Origin of the sequence: Kitasatospora sp. NPDC057738, assembly GCF_042798815.1 — a bacterium.
GTDB classification, from domain to species: domain Bacteria; phylum Actinomycetota; class Actinomycetes; order Streptomycetales; family Streptomycetaceae; genus Kitasatospora; species Kitasatospora lactacystinica.
On the sequence record NZ_JBHVJT010000019.1, the window covers coordinates 80,174 to 85,393 of the forward strand.

A 5,220-nucleotide genomic window follows, 5' to 3' on the forward strand; every position below is an offset into this window, starting at 1 on the left:
GTGGGGGAGGAGGCGCGGCCGCCCCCCCCCTCCCCCCCCCCCACTCCACCCCTCCCCCTCCCCCCCCCCCCCCCGCTCCCCCTCCCCCCCAACCACCCACCCGCGTTGCCGCCCCCCCGGGCCCGGTCGCGCTTCCCGTCCGCCCCACCCCGTTGCGCATGCAACCCATGGCGCATGCAACCTGTGCCGCGTGCAACCTATGGCGAATGCCCCATACCCTCGCTTGCACTTATCGCGCGTCTGCAACTATTGTTTAAGCACGCAAGGCGCTAGCTCAAGCAATCACAGAAGGGTTCGGGCCCATGCCTCTCGCTCTCATCGCCCTGGCCATCGGCGCATTCGGGATCGGGACCACCGAGTTCGTGATCATGGGCCTCCTGCCCCGGATCGCCGGCGACTACGGCGTCTCCATCCCCAGCGCGGGCCTGCTGGTCACCGGCTACGCCCTCGGCGTGGTCGTCGGCGCCCCGCTGATGACCGCCCTCGGTACCCGGATCGGCCGCAAGACCATGCTCATGCTGCTGATGGGCCTGTTCACGGCCGGGAACCTGCTCTCCGCGTTCGCCCCGTCCTTCCCCGTGATGCTGGCCGGGCGCATCGTCACCTCACTCGCCCACGGCGCCTTCTTCGGCATCGGCTCCGTCGTCGCCGCCGACCTGGTCGCCCCGCAGAAGAAGGCCGGCGCCATCGCCACCATGTTCACCGGGCTGACCGTCGCCAACATCGTCGGCGTGCCGCTGGGCACCTTCATCGGCCAGGCCGTCGGCTGGCGCGCCACCTTCGCCGGCGTCGCCGCGCTCGGCGTGCTCGGCCTGCTCGGCATCGCCCGGCTCGTACCCGCCATGCCCCGCGCCGAGGGCGCCCACCTGCGCCGCGAGCTCACCGCCTTCCGCAACCCGCAGGTGCTGCTCGCGATGGCGATGACCGTACTCGGCTTCGGCGGCGTCTTCGCCGCGATCACCTACATCGCCCCGATGATGACCAACGTCACCGGCTACGCCGAGGGCTCCGTCACCTGGCTGCTGGTGCTGTTCGGCGTCGGCATGTTCCTCGGCAACCTGCTGGGCGGGCGCTACGCCGACCGCAAGCTGATGCCGATGCTCTACACCACCCTCGGCGGGCTCGCCGTGGTGCTGGCGCTGTTCACCCTCACCGCCCACAACAAGGTCGCCGCCGCCGTCACCGTCCTGCTGGTCGGGGCCCTCGGCTTCGCCACCGTCCCCCCGCTCCAGAAGCGGGTCCTGGACCAGGCCCACGGCGCCCCCACCCTGGCCTCCGCCGTCAACATCGGCGCCTTCAACCTCGGCAACGCGCTGGCCGCCTGGCTCGGCGGCATGGTCATCACCGCCGGTCTCGGCTACACCGCCCCGAACTGGGTCGGCGCCGTCCTCGCCGGCGCGGCCCTGCTGCTGGCCTTCTGGTCCGCCGCCCTGGAGCGCCGCACCCCCGGGCGGGTGACCGCGGCCGCCGCCCCCGCCGCCGCCCCCGTCCCCGCCCACCACTGACCCCGCTCCCCCACCCCGGAGAAGACCTCATGAGCACCACCACCGCCGTCGCCCCGCTCACCACCGCCGACGCCGAACTCCTCGTCGACGCCGCCCGGACCGCCGCCGAGGCCGCGGGCGTGACCGTCAGCGTCACCGTCCTGGACGCGGGCGGCCACCTGCTCGCCTTCCGCCGCGACGACCGCGCCGTGCTGATCTCCGGCGAGACCAGCACCCGCAAGGCCTACACCGCCCTCCAGCTGAACGCCCCGACCGCCGACCTGGTCGACCTGGTCAAGCCCGACGGGCCGTTCCACTCCCTGCCCACCGCGCTGGACCGCCCGCTGCTGTTCATCGCCGGCGGCATCCCCGTCCACCGCGACGGCCGGCCGATCGGCGCCATCGGCGTCGGCGGCGGCGCCCCCGAGCAGGACCACTCCTTCGCCGCCGCCGCACTCGACCGACTCGCCCGGTGAGCACCGCCGCCCGGCCCCTCCGCTCCGCCCCCACCGACCGCACCGCCGCCCGGCCCCTCCGCTCCGCCCCCACCGACCGCACCGCCCCAAGGAGACAGCGCATGACCACCCCCGACATCCCCACCGTGAAGCTGAACAACGGCGTCGAGATCCCCCAGCTCGGCTTCGGCGTCTTCCAGGTCCCCGACGAGCAGACCACCGCCGCCGTCGCCTCCGCCCTGGAGGCCGGCTACCGCAGCATCGACACCGCCGCCGTCTACGGCAACGAGACCGGCGTCGGCCGCGCCCTGGCCGCCTCCGACGTGGCCCGCGAGGACCTGTTCGTCACCACCAAGCTGTGGAACGCCGACCAGGGCCACGACGCCACCCTGCGCGCCTTCGACGCCAGCCTCGCCAAGCTCGGCCTGGACCACGTCGACCTCTACCTGATCCACTGGCCCACCCCGGCCCGCGACCTCTACCCCGACTCCTGGCGCGCCCTGGAGCGCCTCGCCGAGGAGGGCCGCATCCGCGCCGCCGGCGTGTCCAACTTCCAGCCCGCCCACCTCCAGCGCCTGCTGGACCACAGCTCGCTGGTGCCCGCCGTCAACCAGGTCGAGCTGCACCCCGGCCTCCAGCAGGCCGAGCTGCGCGCCTTCCACGCCCGGCACGGCATCGCCACCGAGGCCTGGAGCCCGCTCGCCCAGGGCGCCGTCCTGGACGACCCGGCGATCACCGCGATCGCCGCGCGCACCGGCAGGTCCCCCGCCCAGGTCGTGCTGCGCTGGCACCTGCAGCTCGGCAACATCGTCATCCCCAAGTCGGTCACCCCGGCCCGCATCCGGCAGAACCTCGACGTCTTCGGCTTCGAGCTGACCGAGCAGGACATGGCCGCGATCGCCGCCGGCGACCGCGACCTGCGCACCGGCCCGCACCCGGACCAGTTCAACGCGAGCTGACCCCGCCGGCGGCCGACCGGGCACGGGCCCCGCACCGGATCGCCCGTACCGGGCAATTTCCGCCGCGTCCCGCGGCCGGATGCGCCCGGGCGGGGCGCCGGTGTGGCAGGCAGGGGGACGACGGTCCAGCGGCCGTCGTCCCCCTACGGCCGAACGGAGCCCCCATGCGCCGACGCCGCGGCGTCCTGCTGACCGCCGCCCTCCTGGCCCAGCTCGCCGCCGGACCCTCCCACGCGGCGGCCCCCGCCCCGCACGGCGGGCAGCCGGACGGCCAGCGCGGGGTGGTGCGCAGCGGCGACGCCCCGCTGGGCGGCGCCGAGGTGACGCTCTACCGGGCCGGGGACGGCGCGGGCGCCGCGCCCCGGGTGCTGGCCCGCGCCCGCAGCGGGCGGGACGGGCGCTTCGTCCTGGACTACCGCCGCCCCGGGGACCCGCGCGCGGTGCTGTACGTGCTCGCCGATCTGCCCGGGCCCGCCGGCGCGCGGGGCGGGGACGGGCAGGGCCCGCCGCAGGGGCCGGTGACGCTGGCCGCCGTGCTGAGCGGGGCGCAGGCCCCGCCCGAACTCGTCGTCAACGAGCGCACCACGGTGGCCGTCGCCTACGCCCTGGCCCGTTTCACCGGCCCGCGGGGCGTGGCCGGCCCCCGTCCGGGGCTGCAGAACGCCGCCGGGATCGCCCACAACCTGGCCGACACCGGTACCGGCGGCATCGCCGCGACGCTCGCCGACCCGCCCAACGGCGCCCTCACCTCGACGATGGCGGAGTTCAACACGCTCGCCAACCTGCTCGCCGCCTGCGTCACCGGCGGCGCCTGCGAGCAGCTGTTCGACCTGGCCCGGCGCCCCGGCCGCGAACGGCCCCGCGACACCCTGCGGGCCGCGGTGGACATCGCCCACGACCCCGGGCACAACGCCGCCGGGCTCTTCGCCCTCGCCGACACCACTCCCCGCTACCGGCCGGCCCTGCCCGCCGCCCCCGAGGCCTGGACCGTGGCCCTGCGCTACGGCGGCAACGGGCGGGAGATCGACGGGCCGGGCAACATCGCCTTCGACGCCGAGGGCAACGCCTGGGTCAGCAACAACTACCGCTACGACGCCGATCCCGCCGTCCCGGTCTGCGGCGGCGAGAGCGTCCTGAAGTTCACCCCCACCGGCCGGGACGCCCCCGGTGCCCCCTACCGCGGCGGCGGCCTGTACGGTGCCGGCTTCGGGGTCGCCGTGGATGCCCGGGGCTCCGCCTGGGTCGCCAACTTCGGTTTCCAGGGCAGTGGTTGCCCGATCGACCCGACCCCGCTGGAGCGCAGCGTCTCGCAGTTCGCGCCGGACGGCACCGTGCTCTCCCCGCCCGAGGGCTGGCGGGCCGGCGGCATCGTCCAGCCGCAGGGCCTGGCCGCCGACCGCTCGGGCACCGTGTGGGTGGCCAACTGCGGTGCGGACAGCGTGGCCCGGATCCCCGACGGTGACGCCACCCGGGCCCGGGAGGTGCCCACCCCGGCCCTGCACAAGCCCTTCGGTGCCGCCGTCGACCCCGCCGGGCGGCTGTGGGTGAGCGGGAACGGCAGCGACAGCGTGCAGGTCCTGGCCCCGGACGGCACCGTGGAGCGGGCCGTGACCGGCGGCGGTCTGCGGCGGCCGCTGGGCGTCGCCACCGACAGCCGGGGCAACGCCTGGGTCTCCAACAGCGGCATCCTGCCGGTGCCCTGCGGCGACGGCACCGCGGGCGACCTCGCGGACGCCGCCGCGGCGGGCGACGCCGGTGCGCGCCCGGGCGCCTCGGTGACCCTGATCCGGTCCGACGGGACCCCGGCCCCCGAACCCTTCACCGGCGGCGGCCTGTTCCTGCCCTGGGGCGTGGCCGTCGACGGCGACGACACCGTGTGGGTCGCCAACTTCGGCGGCCACCGCGTCGCCCGGCTGTGCGGCGTCGACCTCGCCGCCTGCCCGCCCGGCTTCGCGACGGGGCAGCCGATCTCGCCGCCCGACACCGGCTACCCGAGCGACGGGCTGGAACGCAACACCGGCCTGCGGATCGACCCGTCGGGCAATGTGTGGCTGGCCAACAACTGGCGCACCGTGCCCGTGCGGACCAATCCCGGCGGCCACGAACTGGTCCTCCTGGTCGGTGCCGCCGCCCCCGTCGCGACCCCGGACCTCGGCGGCCCCGGCCGGCCCTGACCGGCCCTGACCGGCCCCCGTCGCCCCCGCGGCCGCGGCAACAGTCCAGGCTGCTTCCGGTCTGTGGATCAGCTAGCTCGAAGGCCACCGACGACTGGCGGATTCCACGTTCCGCCGGCCGCGCTCTCCTCCCCCGCGTAGTTCCTGT

Annotated in this window: 4 protein-coding genes; all 4 read left to right on the top strand. The window is 75.8% G+C overall.

Annotated elements, in window-relative coordinates:
- The first annotated feature begins 302 nt into the window (after positions 1 to 302).
- The 4 genes from ACFVGO_RS13285 (at position 303) to ACFVGO_RS13300 (ending at position 5,072) form a co-directional block, all read left to right on the top strand.
- Positions 303 to 1,505, top strand: coding sequence for an MFS transporter (locus tag ACFVGO_RS13285; protein WP_359910799.1), 1,203 nt, complete (start codon positions 303 to 305; stop codon positions 1,503 to 1,505).
- Between the two features lie 29 nt (positions 1,506 to 1,534).
- On the top strand, positions 1,535 to 1,960 hold the full coding sequence (locus ACFVGO_RS13290) for a heme-binding protein (protein ID WP_359910797.1): 426 nt from the start codon (positions 1,535 to 1,537) through the stop codon (positions 1,958 to 1,960).
- A gap of 101 nt (positions 1,961 to 2,061) precedes the next feature.
- On the top strand, positions 2,062 to 2,898 hold the full coding sequence (locus ACFVGO_RS13295) for an aldo/keto reductase (RefSeq protein ID WP_380631798.1): 837 nt from the start codon (positions 2,062 to 2,064) through the stop codon (positions 2,896 to 2,898).
- 164 nt (positions 2,899 to 3,062) lie between these two features.
- Positions 3,063 to 5,072 carry an NHL repeat-containing protein gene (locus ACFVGO_RS13300; RefSeq protein ID WP_380631800.1) on the top strand — a complete coding sequence of 670 codons (2,010 nt, stop codon included), beginning with the start codon at positions 3,063 to 3,065 and terminating at the stop codon, positions 5,070 to 5,072.
- Positions 5,073 to 5,220 lie beyond the last annotated feature (148 nt).

Bases quoted from the DNA above. Each gene is read 5' to 3' on its own strand.
- ACFVGO_RS13285 (WP_359910799.1), top strand. From the start codon at position 303: ATGCCTCTCGCTCTCATCGCCCTGGCCATCGGCGCATTCGGGATCGGG.
- ACFVGO_RS13295 (WP_380631798.1), top strand. From the start codon at position 2,062: ATGACCACCCCCGACATCCCCACCGTGAAGCTGAACAACGGCGTCGAG.
- ACFVGO_RS13300 (WP_380631800.1), top strand. From the start codon at position 3,063: ATGCGCCGACGCCGCGGCGTCCTGCTGACCGCCGCCCTCCTGGCCCAG.
- ACFVGO_RS13290 (WP_359910797.1), top strand. From the start codon at position 1,535: ATGAGCACCACCACCGCCGTCGCCCCGCTCACCACCGCCGACGCCGAA.